Source organism: Treponema sp. R6D11, from assembly GCF_054786075.1.
In genome coordinates, this window is the sequence record NZ_BDHD01000352.1 from 1 (window position 1) to 1297 (window position 1297).

Consider the following 1297-nt stretch of genomic DNA (forward strand, 5'->3'; position numbering starts at 1 on the left):
GGCAGTTATACAAGTAATTTAATTCCGCTTTTTTGTGTATTTTTTTCATGTTGGTCAAAGCCGTGGGATAGGTCTGTCCGTGCGGAAACACCGTATTATTTTTATTTCCTCTTTAGACGACACAGCGTATACTGTCCCGCTGAACGTGAGTAACCTCGGGCACTCCAACGCTTCCGGTTTCGCCGGTTACGTGCTGAAACAAAACAGCGCCAAATATGTTAGCCTTGACCTTTCTGGAAGTCCCCTTACCATAATCGATCAAAGTGCCTTTACCGATTGCACCACCCTTACCGGTGTTATCATACCCGACGGCATTCAAAGCATCGCAAATTACGCTTTTAACGGCTGCTTCAACCTTGCCAGCGTCACCATACCTGACGGCGTCACCAGCATCGGGAATTACGCTTTTTCCCAATGCAAGTTTGACAGCGTCACTTTACCATCCGACCTTATCATCATAGGGAGCGACGCTTTTCAAGGCTGCTCCAACCTTACCAGTGTCGCCATTCCCGCCGACGTTACCAGCATTGGGGATTATGCTTTTTACCGCGCCAGCCTTACCAGCGTTACCATCCCCGAAGGCGTTACCGTCATCGGGAGCGGCGCTTTTTCCGACTGCACTAACCTTACCGACGCCGCCATACCCTCCACAGTTACCAGCATCAAGGACAGGGTTTTTATGAGGAGCAAACTGAGCAGCGCCGTCATACCAGCCGTCGTTCAAAGCATCGGTGATTACGCCTTTCACGGCTGCGACGCTCTTACCAGCGTAATGTTTGCCAGAGCGGACACTTCCCTCGGCATCACTGTGTTCATTGACGAAGACAACACAACATCCTTGCAGACAGCGTACACCGAAGGAGGAATAGGAACGTACACGAGGACAAACACGACAAGCACAACGTGGACGAAACAGTAGGTAAAAATGTAAGCTAGTGGTTAGAGAAAGCGAAATGCTGTCTTCTAACCACTATTTGCCGAGTTACGCTTTCCTTCCTGTAAGCGAAGTATTCCACTGGAAACAGCATATCATTTTCCGCCCAAATACTCCCCGGCGTTAAAAGGCTGTAAAAGTTTCCCCATAGATTCATTGTTTATAACCGCTTTGATAATTCCCGCCGCAATTTCCGCCGATTGTACAATTTCCAGTTTTGGAAATTTTTCTTTGTAACTGCCGCAGGATACGGTATCTGTCACAACCAAGCGGTTTAACAGTCCTTCTTTAAAAAGCGCGTCAAGTTTTTCTATGGCGGGAGGGGAAAAAAGCGCGTGTACGGCAATGACGTTAATATCTTTG

Annotated in this window: 1 protein-coding gene and 1 pseudogene; one reads left to right on the plus strand and one right to left on the minus strand. The window is 48.1% G+C overall.

Translation table 11 applies throughout. The features are described 5' to 3' along the window. Positions 1-79: 79 nt before the first annotated feature. On the plus strand, positions 80-919 hold the full coding sequence (locus tag ACYVTD_RS13045; RefSeq protein WP_461248175.1) for a leucine-rich repeat domain-containing protein: 840 nt from the start codon (positions 80-82) through the stop codon (positions 917-919). Between the two features lie 110 nt (positions 920-1029). On the opposite strand, the pseudogene ACYVTD_RS13050 reads toward ACYVTD_RS13045, so the two are convergent. Continuing rightward, a pseudogene (locus ACYVTD_RS13050) lies at positions 1030-1297 on the minus strand (ribose-phosphate diphosphokinase); the annotation flags it as partial.